The sequence below is a fragment of the Bradyrhizobium sp. AC87j1 genome (assembly GCF_002936975.1).
GTDB lineage: Bacteria > Pseudomonadota > Alphaproteobacteria > Rhizobiales > Xanthobacteraceae > Bradyrhizobium > Bradyrhizobium shewense.
On the sequence record NZ_PTFE01000081.1, the window covers coordinates 1 to 16,417 of the forward strand.

Below are 16,417 nucleotides of genomic sequence, written 5' to 3' on the forward strand. Positions count from 1 at the left end.
GGAATACGTTCTTGGCCAAATCCAAACCAATGATGCTAACGTCGTTCACGAACGCCTCCTTGCTAGGTTGAAACACCCACATTTTGGCACAATCGATGCCGTCGGGGGGCGTCCACTCCATCGGCTACAACGCCTACCCAAAGCTTGCCGAACGTGGCGAGGTCGAGCTCGCCTTCTGCTGGGTGCACATGCGGCGCAACTTCTACGAACTCGCGACCGCCGGCCCAGCTCCGATCGCGAGCGAAGCGCTGAAGCACATCGCCGCATTCTATGCGATCGAGAAGGAGATCCGCGGCCGCAGCGCGGAGGAGCGTCGCCTCGTGCGGCAGCAGAAGAGCCGACCACTGGCCGATGCCTTCGAGGTATGGCTGCGCGCCAAACTGGCTCTCATCAGCCAGAAGATCAAGCTCGCCGAAGCCATCCGTTACGCCCTCTCGCGCTGGCAAGGCTTAACACGCTTCATCGATGACGGCCGCATCGAACTCGACAACAATACGGTCGAACGATCAATCCGTGGCATCAAGCTCAGTCGCAAGAACGCGCTGTTTGCCGGATCCGATGGGGGCGCCGAACATTGGGCCATCGTCGCAACCTTGGTCGAGACTTGCAAGGTCAACGACGTCGATCCGCTTGCCTATCTCACCGACGTCCTGACAAGGATCGTCAACGGGCATCCAAACCGCGACATCGACCAGCTACTGCCCTGGGCCTACCGCGCTCAAGCCCTCAAAGCCGTGGCCTGAGAACGACGCTTACAAAGATGCGGCAAATCGGGGCCGTATACTCTGCCTCCAGTGCGTGGCAAAGAAGCACCCCTTGCAGCTCGAACATTTCTTCGAAGCTTCGGGACGAGTGACGAGCAGGTCGGTTAGGGCGCACCAAGGCGACCTTGCCGGCCGGCAACAAAGCAGGACAGCCACTTCGTGTGACCGCGTAAGCTCGCTCTCTTCAGAAGTGTCGGCGCTGGGAGCTGGACCTGCGAGCCCTTCTCAGATGATGGGAAAACTCTGCTGAAACATTCCACGCGCGTCTAAAGGTTAGCATGCAGATTACCTAAGCGCTCCAGCCCCTGCTCAATGAGAGATATTGGAAGATAGCTGAAACACAGGCGCACGTGACGGCCACTTCGTGGGCCATAGTTCCGACCATTTATAAGGTGTACGTCGTGCTCGCGGCTTGCAGCTTCAATAAACCTCACCGGATCGGTACCCGCGGTAAGCCGTACCCAGAACGAGAAGCCCCCGCTTGGCACACTATATTCCGGCTCGAGAATCCGGCTGCGCTGCAATAACCGATGTACGCCATCTCGCTTCGATCGGTAGTGCTCGCGCAAGCGTGTTATGTGCGAGTCAAGAGCGCTCGATTGCAACAATCCCAAAACGACATTACTTAGAACCGGACTTACGCCGCCGTCGCGTTTGAGGTGCGCAAGCCTGTTGATAATGTCCGGCTCCGCAAGCACCCAGCCTACCCGTAGTCCCGGTCCGGCAACTTTTGAGATGCTATGGACATTGATCACGTTGTCGCCCGGCGCCAACCAATGCACTGGACCGTTATAGGGCAACTCAGCATAGACAAGATCCTGCACCAAGAGAGCGCCACTGCGGGCTAGCAGTGCCGCCAATTTGGCTACATAGTCGCACGACATCTGGTGCCCGGTTGGATTATGAAATGCTGGCATCGTGTAGAAAAGCTTCACCCGGGCACTGGTCTGCAGCATTGCCTCCACTTCGTTCAGATCCACTCCCTCTGCGGCCAGACCTAGCTGGACCACGGTTGCACCCGCGATCGAAAACGTACGCAGTGCACCCAAGTAGGAGGGGTCCTCCGTCAGGACCACGTCACCGGGGTCAATCCATCCATCAGCAAGTAATTGTAAGGCTTGTGAAGCTCCACCCGTAAGCATAACTTGGTCATGCCGCACACCGTACCTCAGTGCGAGCTTTGTACGAAGTTCCGGCAAACCCGCCGCATCTGTATACTGCAGCAGATCGTCGGGAGCCACACCTGTATGTCCGTCAAACGCGTCTGGCCACGGCAGTTCTGCAAACATCACCGGGTCAGGCAGCGCGTAGCCGAAATTGATTCCATGCATCGCACTTGAGGAGTTGAACGGCGCAAAACCCTGAGCGACAGCGCTGCGTTTTGAGATGCGCATATTCATGGCTTCGTCATTCGGATCTTCATGATTGCCAAATCTGTTCTTTGCGAAAGCGCTTGTTGTACTCCGAGGCAAAGCTTGCAGGTATCGGCGTGCTGAAACGGGGAAAGCTCACCGACGCCTTTGGCTGGGCTGCTACGGCTGATGTCTCGAGGGACGGCCGCCACGCACCGCCAAAGTAGCGCTGGCCGTAGCCCATCGCTAGCTCTGGTACTACGGGATAGAGTAGGCTCAGGAACAGCGAGATCTGCGCAGCATTCCATGTCCGACCCTTTGCATGGGCGAAGCCAGCTAGCTCGAAGTACCTGTCGATGATATCAAGCGCATCCCAGAAACGCAGTGCGGTGACCGCTTCGGCGTAATCTTCAGCGAAGCGGCGGAAATTCGGGGAGAGTTCGCTGCTCTCTACCGTGCGTGCGCTTTCTGCATACCGCCGTAACGCATCTTCCCAGACCCGAATGCGTGAGGCTGCCGAGATGAGCCCGTCGAGATCAAAATGGTTTGCGTCGGTTCCAAACGGCTTGGCCACTCGCGCCAGTGCATAACGGAGTACGTTTGGCCCCACTTCGCGCGCCACTTCATCGGCCCAAAGAGCATGATCACGACTGGTGGAAAACTTCTCGCCTTCCAGCTTGTAGAAATCCTGGACGGAGTGATTTTTTGGAATTGGATAGCCGCGCGCGAGCAGAGCGCCGGCCACACCTAGCGTGTAGTAGAAGCGATTATCCTGCCCCATGAAGAAGAGAAGCTCGCTGTTCTGGTCGTGCAACGTCGCGTTTGCGTCCAGACCTGAGCGGGCGCATTGCTCCCGAATTCCGGTGTCGAAGCACCAGAGGCCCTCAAACCATGTAAGCAGCGTTTGGCCGATCAGAGAGTCAGGCTGTTCTACCTCCACTCCGTGCCTGAAATGGCGGGTCATCGGCAAACCGCGCACCTCCCGGTGCAGCCAAGCGCACGCCTTGGCGCGTATCGGCTCGGGCCATGCGCTTTCTCCAATGGCTTCATGCAGTTGGCGAGCGAGACCTGGCATGTCGAACACGGCCTGCCTGATGGGTCTTAGCGCAAGATTGCGGCCGCAGGTGACGTGCCGAGCGTCACGGATTGTGTCGTGCTGGACAGCCAGCCCGCAGTTCTCACACAGGTTGCTGTCGCAAGGCGATGAGCAAGCCGGGCAACGTCCAGTTGCGAGCGAGTCCGTAACGAGCTCATCACAATGTTCGCAATACAGTTGGACGCCCTGCCGTACGTCGACGTAGCCGGCCACTTGCAGCTCGCGGAATATCGCTAACGCATTTTCCTTGTGAGCCGCGCTAGATGTGCGTACGAACACATCAGGTGTAATTTGCACGGCACGCAAACACTCTAAGATCTGGTGAACGTATTGTTCTGCGACCTCGCTAAAGGATCGCCCGAGCTTTCGTGCCGTTTCAAGCGTATGTGTGCCGTGCTCGTCTGAACCAGTGATGTAGTAGGCCCGATGGCCGGTCATGCGTTGAAAGCGGACGAAGATATCAGCGAGTAAATACACGCCGCCGATGTGGCCCAGATGTAGTTTTCCGTTAGGGCAAGGCGGCGCGGGACAGACAAAATAAGTGCGCACGTCAATCCCACCAGATCGAGATAAACTTGAGAGCGCTGTCTTGGCTGTTATTGCGGATAGTGTGCGTCTGATGTGGCGACATGTAACACAAGGTCGTTTCGCTAACATCACGGACCTGACCGTCGACTTCGAATTCTCCACGACCAGAGATCAGCAGCCACAGTTCGTGCTCCTGATGATCGTGCGGGTCGACCGCATCGCCAGGAGCGAGTTCCACGACTGAAGCGCCAAATGCTGGGCTGAGACCCTCCGGGAGATGCTCCAAAAGGCGCCAGACCAGAACGCCGTATTCGGTTCGCATTAAAGAAGGATCGGGCTGCGTCGTGTACACGTTGCTCATCCTCAGACGTGGCTGTCAGTCGCGATAGAATATGCCATTGGGAAGCTTTAGGTTTTCAAGATTCGCCACCGCTTCCTCCGGTGGGTTGTAGGCGCGCTTCATGCGGTTGTATTCGGTGCGTGTCGGACCCCCAGTGGATGCGCGCTGGAATACCAAGTGAATTGCACGACGCGACCGATCGCTCTTGTTTGGCAGGGAGTAATGGGGCGCGTAATCGTCGAAAATAAAAACATCGCCAGCTGTCAATTGCACCGGCTCCCATGTGAAGGTCTCGGCGATCTCCGGGTGAATCACGCCGCCGGCATCCATCGGAAACATTCCTTCCTTATGGCGAGCTGGCGTGAAGAAGAGCCCACCGTTACCCGGGTCGGAGTCGTCCACGGCGATGGATGCAATTGCGTGCACCATGCGTTCGGGTATCTTGTGGGGGACATGATAGATGTCCTGATGAGGGCGGTATCCGCCGCTGTCCGGATACTTGAAAATCAGAAGTTCCTTCAACATCCGTGTCTTCTCATTCAAGAGCGTCTCGACCGCTATACGAATGCGGCCATCGGCCAGGAGCGCCTCCCGTAGAGGGGCATGGTAGTCTAAGAAGTTCTCTGCCTTGGAGATAATCTTCCGGCTGTCACTCGTCTTCTCGAACCACAACATCCACTTGTCGGAGCTTACATCCCAACGTGCAACTTCCTCGACGTAACGAGAAATCTTCTCGCGCGTGGCTGGATCGAAGAACTGTTCCAATCGAAGGTATCCATTCTTATGCCATTTCGATTGTTGTGCCTCAGTCAGCATGTGTGAGGTCCTTCCTAAGATGAGACGGATCAGTTGTGCTTTGCCCGAGGCGGCTTGCTAGCACCGCATTAAGAGCGGTCGCGCTCAATAGGCTCAGCAACATCACGTCAGGGCCGAATCCACGGACCAACTGCCCTCCGACCATGGGAAAGCCGAAGAGCCCGAGGAAGTATGCGAGGGTAAAGATCTGCGAGGTGGTTGGCACGGAGACGCCGTGCTCGCCGGCGAGATTGACGGCTATCGTGTTCAAGGTTGAATAACTTAATCCATAGCCGGCGGCAAAGAGAACAGTGGCCGCAATATAGAGTGAGGCGCTGCCACCGTTGAGAAGGAGCAGCACCAGAGACGCAGCGGTCAGTAGCATGAGCGTGAGCGCCAGTCGGCGTAAGGGCAGGCTGCCCATGAGGTCAGCGACTGAGAAGCGTAGTACCACGCTCGTAGCAGTAAAAACGAGAAAGAAAAGATCGGAATTCAAGTGACGTGATGCGGCATACGCGCTCTGATATGTAGACAGCCCCGCGAATATGCAGGCTGAAATCGCAATCATGGCGATGGGGCGTGCTGTGCACTTCTGAAGCAGTGTCGTGGTCGCGGCCAGTGTAATTGCGATATCCGGCATAGCCAGTGCCGATAGCCTCGACATCGCGCGTCTTGCAAGGTCTACGCAGGCCGCGGCGATCACGCACGCAATCGCAAGCACGGCATAAATCGTGGCCAGCGAACCAGTGTACTTTGCGAGCAAGTGACCAAGTGGAGCCGCTAGGCCGAGCCCAGCCATTTGTGATCCGGATAAGACCGTCAAATACTGAATACGTGCTGAGGGCTGTAGATGGCCGATGATCTGCAGCGGTGCCAAAATGAAGAACACTGACCAAGCAGCGCCCACCAGTAATCCTCCACCGTACGCCGCTCGCGTATCGAGGGCAGCGCCGGCAAAGGCCAGCATTGCTAACGCCATAAACAGCGATGCGACGGTCAACGTGGGTAATAGGCCTATCCGCTTTGCCAGCCGCCCTGCTAAGCAACAGGAAACGAGAGTGGCAGCCATGCCGCTTGATATAATAAGACCCGCGGTTCGACTATCCGTTCCGAGCGCATGCATGTAGTCCGGCAATAGAAAGCTAGTGCCGTAAGCTGCTGCAATGATAATGGAGCCAATCAAAAATGGTACAAAGGCGCGGTACTCGAGCGTGCCTGAAAGCTGGTCGGCGGCTTTGGCCGGTCCATCCGCAATCCGGCCCCGCAGCGGTGAGGTCGAGCCGCCGTTCATGTGCTACCCAATACCTGTCGGGTTGATCGCATCGCAACCACCCCGGCGTCTCCTTCAGACGTGTCCGAAGGTGCGTAAACCTGAATCATCTGCCTGGCGGATGTATTCAAATAGAACGGTCGGCCGAGGAGGCTATTAATAATTTGGCTGTTGCGGTACGCGACCAAAGATAGATTGGCGCTCTGCAATCCGTGCTGCACGCGACTTTGGTTTTGTAGATATATTGGCCCGGGCATGTGCTGACCGAAGCGGACTGCGTAGTCCGGGCCGAGTACGGGTAGGCCATCTTCCATACACGCACCCTCGAGGAGGGCCTCCAAGAAGGGCGGCGTACGTGGCTGGAAACCTGTAGCAAGCACTACACGATCGACGAGGATGCGGCTATTTCGCTGCGTTGCGATCTCATCTAGATCTACTCGCCACCGCTTTATGTGGGACGTGATGTCTTTCACGACTACGCTGGACAACACACGAAAACGGTCGGCCTGCGTGCCATCCACGTTGCGTTCGTACAGCATTTCATATAGGCGGTTGCACAAATCGACAGAAATTCCATCGCTCGTAAGCATCTCGCCCTCGACTATGTCCCGGCGTTGCTGAAGCGGTAGAGCGTGAAAGCGACGGCTGTAGGCGGGTGTGTAAGCCTCATTCACAAAGCTGTTGTCGTCGATGGAAAACAAGTTCGAACGCGACGTCGCCCACGTGATCTGGGTGGATACAGAACGAGTAAGAATGTCCTCGATAATCTCAGCCCCGCTCTGGCCACCTCCCACAACAAGCACATGCTCGGCTGCATGCGGTAGCTGCCGCTCGAGATAGTCGGCTGCATGGTAGACAGTGTCACATAGCAAAGATCTGGCAAAGGCGGGGATCTTGGGCTCTACGCCAACGGCCACAACAACGGCGCGCGCCAAGTATGTGGTTGTATTCGTGCTGATGCGGTAGCCGTCCATAAACGGAATTACATCCGTGACGTCCTCGGAGAAGCGGAGCGTATTGAGTCGCCCTGCGACCCACCGGTAATACTCAGTGAACTCCTGCCGGGACGTTGATGCATTGCGCTTGTTGACAAAGCTGTAGAGCCGACCATGCAGTGCCAAATAGTTGAGGAATGAGTATGGGCTAGTAGGATCGACCAGGGTCACGCAATCCTTGAGCGGCGACACCTGCAGCCGACTGTTCGGCAGCGCAAGGCCTGGATGCCAGAAAAGTGCGTCGCGCTTCTCCAGGAAAAGTGCGCGGAGCGGAGTAGGGTCAATAAGCGCTGCAAGACTGAGGTTAAATGGGCCGATCCCAATTCCAATGACATCCAGCATTTCCACAGAAGTCTCTTTGAGCTCGTGTAAGTTCTTGTCCTTGGCGCTTGTGTAGATTCTGTCCGGGTCCGGGTGCTTCGCTTCACTACTAAAGCACGTTTGTGTGACTTGGGATGCGGCAGCGGCTTGGCCTGTAGCCCCGGGAGGCGTGGTGAATCTTGCATCCGCAAGAGCCGCGTTTTGCAAGCCGTCTGTTGAAACCGGCAACAGTCTCATCCTTGTGAACACTAATGTCCGCCTGCGAAATCTTCACCCACCCCATCCGGTGTTCTCTCTGCTCATTAGCAACCGCCGTGCCAACCAAAAAATCTCGACTGCGCCTTGTTGGACGAGAAGAACATGGCCACGTACAGCGTTTCGTGCGGAGTTGCTGCGGCAGCTCTTGTCGGATTTACGACATTGAGGCGGCCATCGGACATACACATACAGAATACGAAGCGCGCGGATCCATGGCTGGGAAACCAACATCTATGCCGACAATGCTCAAATCACCACGATCTTTCCACACATTGTCAGCGCTTCAGGGCTCGCAGACCACTCGTCTGTAGTCGCACCAGGAGAGCTGCGTCGCGCCAGGCGGCTGCAGAGATCTTCAGCGCTGCAATGTTGGCAGTTTCTCAGGCAGCGGCGGTGGAGAGTTCCGCTTTGCCGATTGCGGTGGCCTCTTTTGGGAGGTGGAAGCGAGCTCCTTGTCCTCGGCAAACGGTTCGGAGCGACCGCGCTTTGCGCCCACCTGCACACTTGGTACACTGTAAACGCCGGCTGCTGGCTCCCGCTATTCGGTCCCGGTTCTGGTCCGTGCGCCGCCCCCGAGTGACTGACGGTTTTGCCGCAGGCCGGCGCTCCGATCCTCCACCACGCTCCTCAGGCAACGTGGGTTGCGACTGGTCCAGCTGCTGCTCAAAGCTCACTTAGGCTCGCGCCGTGCGCCTGTTGCCCTATCGACACGAGATATTCTGCTGCGTGAAGCCTGGCGCAAATGGGTCAAAATGCGGACGATTGGCGCCAATATGGGGCCAAGGACTGATCTACAGCACAGTCATAATCTTCGTGCGGCGGCCGCATGATGGCAAGATGCACCTTGCGGGGCGCTCTTTGGCGCGAAGGAAGCCTATAGGACACCATCGATGTTGAGGACGTTTGCTGAAGCCGGTTCGGCCAGTTTGCGGCACTCCACGTCAACATCACCAACGATCCCTAGTTCGCCGGCCATTCAATGAACAAGTGTTGATCGGGCTTCATTCCAAGGTCGCGAACGATGCGGCTGCGCGCGGTCTCGCGCGCATGATCGGCGGTGTCCACCCATATGGTGCACATGACAAGATCGGCGATCGCGGTGAACGTGGACCGGTCGATCCAACCGATCGGCGGCATTTCACCGGCCTCCGTTCGTTTGAGCTTCAACAATCCAGCGGCGCGAAGGGCTGGCCGAGCAATGGCCTTGCTCAGTCTGAAGTCGCAGTGGTCGCAATGACCGACTACTGGCTCTCCAACCAATGAGCCCACAGATCACGAGAGCAAGAAGGGCAATTGCTTACCAAAACGCATTGGTGTCGAGGGCAGACCGCCAGCCAGCCGATCGTCCACTCCCGCCGGATGTACGGTATGTCGTCCTCGGCCAGACGGGAAGGGTAAACCGCTACAGAACGGCCGACTGTTGGTCGCGCAGGTCGACGACGGACACGGAGCGCTGAACCGGCCTTGGCGTTCATCGTCATGCGCCGAGAACCAGGCCGCCATAGTCATACCTGGAGGCCGCCTAGGACGAAACCCTGTCTTCTTACCAATCATGGTGAGCTGATCTTCGTGTGGACGGCGCCACCACTCCGTGTCGCGGCGGCCATCGATCCCGAAGCTTGTTATGAAGATCAGAGGCGGCATGTCGAGCATCGCGGCAAGTCGACAAAACCACGACCACCAGTGTCTCGTCTGCTGCAGGTCGACGTAACTGGCAGCGATCCCGCTATTGTCGAGGGGCGCCGGTAGACCTCCGTACGATAGAGTTTAGATCGCCACAGGTCGTCGACCGGAGGGTGGCTAAAATCAGGTTATCTCGATTGCGCGTGGAGAGATTGCCTCCGCGCCGGACAACACCGTGGTCGCGGCGGCACACGTCACGACTGCGACGATCTCGCCCAGCACGCCTTCTGACAACGCAAGGATCTTTCCGGCCAGAGCGGGCTCGGTCAGTCCGGAGGGCTTGCGCAACGGCAACAACGCCTCCAGAAGACGCCGATATGCCTCGTCCTCTATCCATGGCGGCAGAGCAATGGCTTCGAACCTCGATCGACAAGGTGGCATCGCTTCGAATCGCGCGCAGTGCCGCGGCTGTGCCAACACCCACCAGCGGAATCTGCAGTTCGTTGCCGAGCCATCGCAGTAAGTTGGGCAAGCGTCGTTGCCGGGTCAGCCATCCGGAGAGAAGGTTGTGTAACTCATCGATCACGAGCATCCGCACATCCGCCTTCCACATCAGCCGCATCGCCAAGCTCTGCTGCGCAGCAATGGTGTCCCTGGCCATTCGCCATGCCGAGTCCTTCGAGGATTGCACCAAAGAAATGCCGCTCATCGGGACTGGCCGGCATCTGCGTCTTGAGTACAGGTACGCTAACGACCCCATCTTCGGCGTCGATCGCTGCGACAGGAGTATGGCTGCGCCGGAACTTCTCGACGATCATCGTCTTGCCATTGTTCGTCGGCCCAATCTGCCACGCGTCTCGACGCGGGAGGTCGCAGACCGGTGCCAGCATCGCACGACAGGCGAAGCGCCGAATTGCCGGGGCTGATGAGACCTTTCAATGCGAGCTCTAATCTGTGAAACCAGTCATAGCCCGGGAAATTGTTCGATGACTATCGTAGAAGCGACTAAGGATTGAGGCCGTCGACCGTTCTGCTGTCCCGACGGGATCTGCGCAAAAACCGCACTCAGTCAAGCAGTAAAGTACGAAGCGCGCCCCGGAAGTTGATCAATGGATTTCCATCTCTTTGTCGGGTCGCGATAATTCGTCCGATAAAGGCGGTATGTGTGCCAAGCACCTTGTGATCATACAAGATGCATTCGAGCGCGCAAAATGCGTTGGGCAATAGCGGTACATCGAGGGCGCCCTGATCCCAGGGCGCGGTATCGAAGCGGTGCGCGCCTTTCGCCCCCTCCCCACCGCCAAAACGCAGGGCAAGGTCCTCCTGGTCACTGCGGAGAACACTGACTCCAAAGCTGCCGTTGGAAAGGATCTCATCATGCGCTTCGGAGCGGGCATTGATGCCAACGACCAGGCAAGGCGGCTCCATGCAGATGGACGTCAGAGAACTCACCGTCAGTCCACGTCGTCGGGCTGCCGTCCCGGTCGTCACGATGGCGACAACGCTCGCCAGGCTTTGCATGGCATTGCGGAACTCTGCCGGTTGGATAGACGGCATATCCCGAATCGCAGGAGAGAACTGGTGGCTCATGATCAGCCTCTGCAGTTGAACCCCACTTCCAGTGTCTCCAAACCCAGAGACGACTTTGATCCCTATTGGGCCTGTAATGGGGTACCCGGTGTCGAAATTGGTGACGAGTAGGCTCACATTGAGACCGGGTATGACTTCGATGTCCTCTGGATCAGCTACAGTCATGACCGGACGGACGTGCAATATCTCGGCGCCTTACGCCGGATGGCGATCGCAGCGGCAGAACAGAGAATTGCCGCCGCCCCTGTTTCAACAGGGCCCCCATCAAACAGCAAACCGCGCTGAGCAGCCCGGCGACGCGCCAGTGCACATGGAGCGGTGGTCGCGATCCGACCAGCTGGGCTGGAACCTCGCTGGGTCCCGTGCGGACGAGATGATGCCGATTGCTGTACCGGCGCGCGCCTGCCAGAGTTTCTCCGCATGAAGACGGCATCGACGCACCTAATGTACTTCTAGTAGAATACGTCTTTTTGCATCGAGAAGATGCTCATCGAGCGTCGCGTGCAGCGCACCCCGCAGCTCCGGCGGGATTGAGCTATCTGTATCGATCAATTCCCGAAACTTCCGAATGATGTGTTCCATCACTGCAATAGATCCGAGTGTTTCAATCCTCTGAAAGGACATCATCGATTGTCTCCTCTGGCGCGCAGCGCGCGCTTCGTCGCGGGTCCTCACCTCGGAAACCCGGGCACTGCAACAGGCTCTCGTCGATAAGAAAGTTGGCTCTCGCGCCCCGCGCTCAGCGCGAATTGCTTTCGTCAGGGCGAGCGCAGGCGGCGCAGGCTCCTTGAAATCCCGCAGAAGTGACGTGCATTCGTGGCTGCAATATTTTCGCGCTCGTGAGCAGTAGACTTGGTCGCAATACTGGAACATCGGCCAACTCGGCTGTCAGGCGTTCGAAACCGCGATCAGGCGCTTCAGTCGAGCGGCTGCGGCGCCGCGATCAAGTGATTCTTGTCCAAGTGCTACGCCTTCCTGCAGTGTCGAGGCCCGCCCGGCCACGACCAACGCCGCCGCCGCGTTCAAAAGCGCGGCGTCGCGAAATGGACCTGGTACGCCATCAAGCACATTTTGCAGCGCAACGGCATTAGTCTCCGCATCGCTGCTCTCCAGCGCGTCGTTGCGGCAGCGGGGTAGCCCGGCTTGTTCCGGCGTCACTTCGAAGGTGCGGACTATACCCGCCTCAAGCGCAGCAACAAACGTTGGGCCTGTGAGGGTTATTTCGTCGAGCCCGTCCGAGCCATGAACAACCCATACCGATTCGGCACCCAGGTTCTTCAAGACGTACGCCAAAGGCTGCACCCATTCGGGAGACAATACCCCAACGATCTGCCGCTTGACCCCGGCCGGGTTGCACAGAGCCTCGATCAGATTAAAAATCGTATGGGTTCCAACTGCAGTCCGGATCTGCCCGATGCGCTGCATCGCTGGATAATGGGCTGACGCAAACATGAAGCCGATGTCGGCTTCCTGCACGCAACGTGCGATGGCCTCAGGCTTGAGAGCGACGTTCACACCGAGGCGCGCCAACACGTCTGCGGCGCTTGAACCCGAAGACGCAGCGCGGTTGGCATGCTTGGCCACAGGGATGCCGGCCCCGGCGACGATGAAGGAAGCACACGTCGACACGTTGAGCGAATAATTAAGAGTCTCGCTCGTGCCAGCGAGACCGACGGGGTCGCATGTCGCCTCGACCCGCCGCATTCTATTCCGCATCGCAGAGGCGGCGCCTGTGACTTCTTCGACCGTCTCGCCCCGGACCCGCATCCCCATCAGCAAGGCACCGATTTGCGAGGGAGTTGCGTAGCCCGACATCATGCTGTCGAAGGCTGACGCAGTTTCCTCACGCGTCAGAGTGGCGCCCGTGGCAACTTTGCCGATGATCGATCTAAGCACTTCCATCGAACTTTACACGTTCCCTGTCCAAACCTCGAGCTCTTCCGTTCAGCGAGACATCCTTGAAGAGACCCGGCACCGATTGCCTTGATGCAGCGGCCCGCCCCACGCGGCATGGCCTCATTGACGCTTGAGGCGGCAGTCCGTTTGTGGGCACACTTGGCGAGGCTACAACCTGACGCTACGTGAGGGTCAAGCTCTCCATTTCGGTGGTGCCGTCGAGAGGAGTTCGTCGGCCAGTTAGAACACTGCAGTTGCTTGTCGCAGGACCGATGACACTGTCTCGCACCCGCTTGCCGCGTACGCAGCGGCCTCTTTACCGCGGTGTTCCGGCCGGATCACCGCATCCTTCAAGGCCGTTTAGCCTTTCGGCGCCGCCGTGGTGAAGCGTTAAAGCGGCTTCCTCTACCGGCTTCGAGGCCATCGGCGCTAGGTAGATCGAGCCCGGTCTCAGCTGGCTCTACAAAATAATCCCACCTGATAGTAAATGAAGGTCGGCCTTCATGGAGCGATGGACGCGTCCCGTCGATCCGCCCGCCTGAGGCGGTGAGCCGGTCATGTTCGGTCATGCCTTACAGCAGAGTACGCCGTACTGAGGCGCGTCGAGCGAAGCGCTCAATGCGATTGCGAGGGCAGTTCTAGTATCGACCGGATCAAGAATGCAGTCGTCCCAAATTTCCGAGGCCGCATAATAGGAACTTGACCTCTCGCGATATTCTTCAAGAACTGGCTCTCGAATGGCCGCCAGAAGGGTAATTTATGCATTCCCCTATCTGGACAAGCGCGACTGAATCAGAGCGTTGGTCAATTGTAGGCGACCATGCTCGTCACCTAACCTCGGGTGACCGTCCTGCAGGTCACGCTGGGACCACTCTGCGGGTACGGCAAACGAACAGGTCGCCACATCGTCACTTCGAGTCGCTGTTTTTCCTGCCAGTGTCTCGCACGGAGATCACGTAGCGACATTGCTGACTGAGGCTCGCTTGCTTGGATCTGAGGCAGGCAGTGATAGCGGCGCGATCTGGTATGTGGCTGCTACAAAGGCGGAATACGTCCGCCATGCAAGCCTCTTTCTCTTCTGCGGTCGGCGCTTGATCGCGCGCGTTGACCAGCCCGGGGATTACAGCTGTCATTGCGACGACAAGAGCGCTGGCGCAGTGGTAGATTGTGAGGCGCGAAGTCAACTGAGTTCGTTGATTTTGAGTCATGATATCCCTTCAAGTCCGTGTGGATGCGTTATTGTTCTTCCTGCGCGAAGCGCAACATGACCTGTCAACAGGGAAACAGGCCCGAACTGCTTAAGTACGGTGCCGGCATACTCGTTCTTCCGCTTTTGCGGTGCGTACGGTCCTGGTCATCTGTCCGGCACGACAGAAACGACACCTGCCGTAGTGGCGGAGCACCACGAAGAGTGGAAGCACTGGCGGCTGAGCTGGCCCAGCAAGTGGTCATTATGGAGTTTCCAGTGATTCGGTTCATGCCTGGATGTCGCGAGGCATTGCTTCGGCCTGACATGTGCTTAGGTACTCTGGCCCAGCCTACCGCCAACGGACTAATGACGCCGTAGCCGGCGCGACGCCGGGTTGAAGGGCCCGGGCCAGCTATCGCGAGGCAGAGAGAGCAGGCAAAAGCGCAGGTGCGCTCAAGCCACTGTTGATGATGCATTTCGATCGTTCAGAGCGAACCATGATGGCGCGCGTCGAGACTATGTTTGGTGTAATCACGCCTGTGTTCCGCGTTATGTGAAGACGTTGGGTGGGCGGAGCCTCCGTCTTATGTCCGTTCCGGTGAGGCTACTGTGATGGGAGCGCCTGCCGTGCAGAGCTCGAAACGCGCGATTTCGTCCAGCCGCGACAGGAACAGCTCCGACGAAGCGCGGACAAGGATGCACCTGGAAGATCTCATCGTCCTGATCGAGTCGCAAAAGGTGAGTTTAGATGTTTGAAACATTCGCAATTCTCATGACGTGTCCGGAACGGTCTGAATCGTCGGACATGGTTCCCGCTTGTCGAGGATCGTACAATCTAACGCTACGTGCGATTCAAGCCCCTTCGTGCGTCCGATCGTCTGAGGATGTCGGGCTGTGCATTCTTCGTACGAGCCTCGGCTCCAACGCGCACTGTGGTGTTCCAGAATAGCGGCTGTGCATGGCGACTGCCCGCTTCGGCACCCGAGGCCCCGAGCGCCGCGGTTACGTGATTATACGGAGGGACGGTGTCGCATTTCTTTGATCTGCGAATTGCATGCTCTCGGCATGAATCCGAAAAGTAAACTCTACCAACCCGAGCACTGGCGAGGCCGTGCGGAAGCAACGCGAAAGAAAGCGGAAGCGCTCGCTGACGGAAAAGCCAAAGACAGGCTGCTGAAAATTGCTGTGGAATACGACAAGCTGGCTCGGCGCGCCCACGTGTGGCAGATGCACAAAGACGAGGACGATACGTGGCATGAGGAAGAGCTGTAAAGCGACGCTGCAGATCATCAAAAGGCGCCAGCCTGTTGATCGCTCCGGACCCAATGGCCACGCAAATGTCGCTCAGCAAGCAAGTCAGTGCCTGGAAGGGACGTTGAGGGGCACCGTAGGGCGGGGCATCCTGACGATCCTGTGCCGCGCTCCAGATCGCGACATAGACATATACGTGAAGGCGGAGCAGTCCGCCTGCCCAACGCTCCTTCAGGCCTACTTGCTTAGTCAGCTTCTCGAAAGCTAATCCTCATAAAAAGATGCGCAACCCTAGACCTCGATTTGCAGTCAATGCGTCGCGGTTAACGCGGGAGGCCATATGCCATGCGAGCCGGAACGTTCAGCTGTTACAGGTCAGTGTTTGGAACGTCGCCGCGGCTGCAATGGCGTATCGGTTTCGCCAATTCGAGATATCTGCGTCATGCCTCAATATTTCCTTTGCGTTCGTCCGAGGGGCGGATTTGCGAAGTGTGCGCTGGAACCAAGTCTATGAAAGGGGGCTCAACGTCCGATTGATGGTGCGCGCGCATTCGGTGCGCCCGCGGCATGCGAGGGACGTCGGAAAGCCCCTCGCGCCTCTGCCATCCGCTAGATTATTTCAGAAGAACGCTGCGATGATCCAGTAGAGTCCAGCCCAAAGCAGCGCATTTATGAGGAGTGCGGCCACGAGCCAAAGGTTCCACCTCCTTTGCGCCTGCCGGGAGCGACAATCGGTGCCGTAATGCTTGATCGGTGGGTGCTTTGGTGCGCGCCAATGCGTCATTTCATCAGACGTCGCGCTGGTCCACCGAAAAATGCCGGGCTTTGCATGCCTCGTACCACTCATAAGTTCGCAGTCCTCTTTCATGAGAGTATCAGAATCGTTGTCTGTTGCGCGGCGATCCTCCGGTCGATGGTATGCTCGTGTATCGTCGGTACAGTTAAGGTCGCTTTCCGTCACCGCAGCAATCTACATGCCACGACGCAGAAGTATCGGCACCGCATTTGATGCAAACAAAAGCGCGTCTGTCGGGCGTTGGCGACACAGAGTCGCTGCCAAAGGTCGGATTCGCGACGTCCATGTCTGAAAGAGGACGCCCGCATTGGCAGCAAAAGGCTCAGCGCTTCGCGAGCGCCATACCATGAACA

The 16,417-nt window shown here is 57.8% G+C and carries 14 protein-coding genes and 2 pseudogenes; 3 read left to right on the forward strand and 13 right to left on the reverse strand.

Translation table 11 applies throughout. The features are described 5' to 3' along the window. Positions 1-101: 101 nt before the first annotated feature. Positions 102-743, forward strand: a pseudogene (gene tnpC / locus CV770_RS30945) (IS66 family transposase); the annotation flags it as partial. Between the two features lie 287 nt (positions 744-1,030). On the opposite strand, the gene CV770_RS30950 reads toward tnpC, so the two are convergent. From CV770_RS30950 to CV770_RS30975, 6 genes are read right to left on the reverse strand one after another with little or no spacing between them, the layout of a single operon-like run. Further along, a complete protein-coding gene (locus CV770_RS30950; RefSeq protein ID WP_104465056.1) occupies positions 1,031-2,164 on the reverse strand; it encodes an aminotransferase-like domain-containing protein in 1,134 nt (377 codons plus the stop codon). Positions 2,165-2,183: 19 nt separating this feature from the next. Continuing rightward, entirely contained in the window at positions 2,184-3,761 is a 1,578-nt protein-coding gene (locus tag CV770_RS30955; protein WP_104465057.1) for a class I tRNA ligase family protein, read from the reverse strand. A gap of 1 nt (position 3,762) precedes the next feature. Further along, positions 3,763-4,092 carry a cupin domain-containing protein gene (locus CV770_RS30960; RefSeq protein WP_104465072.1) on the reverse strand — a complete coding sequence of 110 codons (330 nt, stop codon included), beginning with the start codon at positions 4,090-4,092 and terminating at the stop codon, positions 3,763-3,765. Between the two features lie 24 nt (positions 4,093-4,116). Further along, positions 4,117-4,896: a phytanoyl-CoA dioxygenase family protein gene (locus CV770_RS30965; protein ID WP_104465058.1), complete on the reverse strand. Its 780-nt coding sequence runs from the start codon at positions 4,894-4,896 to the stop codon at positions 4,117-4,119. Continuing rightward, entirely contained in the window at positions 4,886-6,166 is a 1,281-nt protein-coding gene (locus CV770_RS30970) for an MFS transporter (RefSeq protein WP_104465059.1), read from the reverse strand. The genes CV770_RS30965 and CV770_RS30970 overlap by 11 nt, the downstream gene beginning before the upstream one ends. Continuing rightward, positions 6,163-7,689 (reverse strand): lysine N(6)-hydroxylase/L-ornithine N(5)-oxygenase family protein, encoded by a 1,527-nt coding sequence (locus tag CV770_RS30975; protein WP_245453899.1) that lies wholly within the window; start codon positions 7,687-7,689, stop codon positions 6,163-6,165. The genes CV770_RS30970 and CV770_RS30975 overlap by 4 nt, the downstream gene beginning before the upstream one ends. A gap of 1,020 nt (positions 7,690-8,709) precedes the next feature. Here CV770_RS30975 and CV770_RS42835 point away from each other — a divergent pair. Then, positions 8,710-8,982 (forward strand): hypothetical protein, encoded by a 273-nt coding sequence (locus tag CV770_RS42835; protein WP_201760118.1) that lies wholly within the window; start codon positions 8,710-8,712, stop codon positions 8,980-8,982. Here the strand turns inward: CV770_RS42835 and CV770_RS44295 are convergent. The 7 genes and pseudogenes from CV770_RS44295 to trpD form a co-directional block, all read right to left on the reverse strand. Continuing rightward, positions 8,961-9,200 (reverse strand): TniQ family protein, encoded by a 240-nt coding sequence (locus CV770_RS44295; protein WP_104465060.1) that lies wholly within the window; start codon positions 9,198-9,200, stop codon positions 8,961-8,963. The genes CV770_RS42835 and CV770_RS44295 overlap by 22 nt on opposite strands. Positions 9,201-9,525: 325 nt before the next feature. Next, complete coding sequence (locus CV770_RS43500; RefSeq protein ID WP_245453901.1) at positions 9,526-9,696, reverse strand: hypothetical protein; 171 nt, start codon at positions 9,694-9,696, stop codon at positions 9,526-9,528. A 136-nt stretch (positions 9,697-9,832) separates the two neighbouring features. Further along, positions 9,833-9,964, reverse strand: a pseudogene (locus CV770_RS43935) (TniB family NTP-binding protein); the annotation flags it as partial. After that, positions 9,918-10,160: a TniB family NTP-binding protein gene (locus tag CV770_RS43505; RefSeq protein ID WP_201760119.1), complete on the reverse strand. Its 243-nt coding sequence runs from the start codon at positions 10,158-10,160 to the stop codon at positions 9,918-9,920. The pseudogene CV770_RS43935 and the gene CV770_RS43505, both read right to left, overlap by 47 nt. 247 nt (positions 10,161-10,407) lie before the next feature. Then, positions 10,408-10,932 carry a flavin reductase family protein gene (locus CV770_RS30990; RefSeq protein ID WP_245453900.1) on the reverse strand — a complete coding sequence of 175 codons (525 nt, stop codon included), beginning with the start codon at positions 10,930-10,932 and terminating at the stop codon, positions 10,408-10,410. Positions 10,933-11,373: 441 nt separating this feature from the next. Continuing rightward, the gene (locus CV770_RS30995) at positions 11,374-11,559 is read right to left on the reverse strand and encodes a hypothetical protein (RefSeq protein ID WP_104465061.1); all 186 of its coding nucleotides are present in this window, start codon (positions 11,557-11,559) and stop codon (positions 11,374-11,376) included. A gap of 261 nt (positions 11,560-11,820) precedes the next feature. Beyond that, complete coding sequence (trpD, locus tag CV770_RS31000) at positions 11,821-12,834, reverse strand: anthranilate phosphoribosyltransferase (protein ID WP_104465062.1); 1,014 nt, start codon at positions 12,832-12,834, stop codon at positions 11,821-11,823. A 2,248-nt stretch (positions 12,835-15,082) separates the two neighbouring features. Between trpD and CV770_RS31015 the strand changes: the two genes are divergently transcribed. Beyond that, positions 15,083-15,289, forward strand: coding sequence for a hypothetical protein (locus CV770_RS31015; RefSeq protein ID WP_201760116.1), 207 nt, complete (start codon positions 15,083-15,085; stop codon positions 15,287-15,289). Positions 15,290-16,417: the final 1,128 nt, after the last annotated feature.

Excerpts from the sequence above, each read along its gene's own strand:
- CV770_RS30950 (WP_104465056.1), bottom strand. The coding sequence starts at position 2,164 with ATGAATATGCGCATCTCAAAACGCAGCGCTGTCGCTCAGGGTTTTGCG.
- CV770_RS30965 (WP_104465058.1), bottom strand. The coding sequence starts at position 4,896 with ATGCTGACTGAGGCACAACAATCGAAATGGCATAAGAATGGATACCTT.
- CV770_RS30970 (WP_104465059.1), bottom strand. The coding sequence starts at position 6,166 with ATGAACGGCGGCTCGACCTCACCGCTGCGGGGCCGGATTGCGGATGGA.
- CV770_RS44295 (WP_104465060.1), bottom strand. The coding sequence starts at position 9,200 with ATGACGATGAACGCCAAGGCCGGTTCAGCGCTCCGTGTCCGTCGTCGA.
- CV770_RS43505 (WP_201760119.1), bottom strand. The coding sequence starts at position 10,160 with ATGATCGTCGAGAAGTTCCGGCGCAGCCATACTCCTGTCGCAGCGATC.
- CV770_RS30990 (WP_245453900.1), bottom strand. The coding sequence starts at position 10,932 with ATGAGCCACCAGTTCTCTCCTGCGATTCGGGATATGCCGTCTATCCAA.
- CV770_RS30995 (WP_104465061.1), bottom strand. The coding sequence starts at position 11,559 with ATGATGTCCTTTCAGAGGATTGAAACACTCGGATCTATTGCAGTGATG.
- trpD (WP_104465062.1), bottom strand. The coding sequence starts at position 12,834 with ATGGAAGTGCTTAGATCGATCATCGGCAAAGTTGCCACGGGCGCCACT.
- CV770_RS31015 (WP_201760116.1), top strand. The coding sequence starts at position 15,083 with ATGAATCCGAAAAGTAAACTCTACCAACCCGAGCACTGGCGAGGCCGT.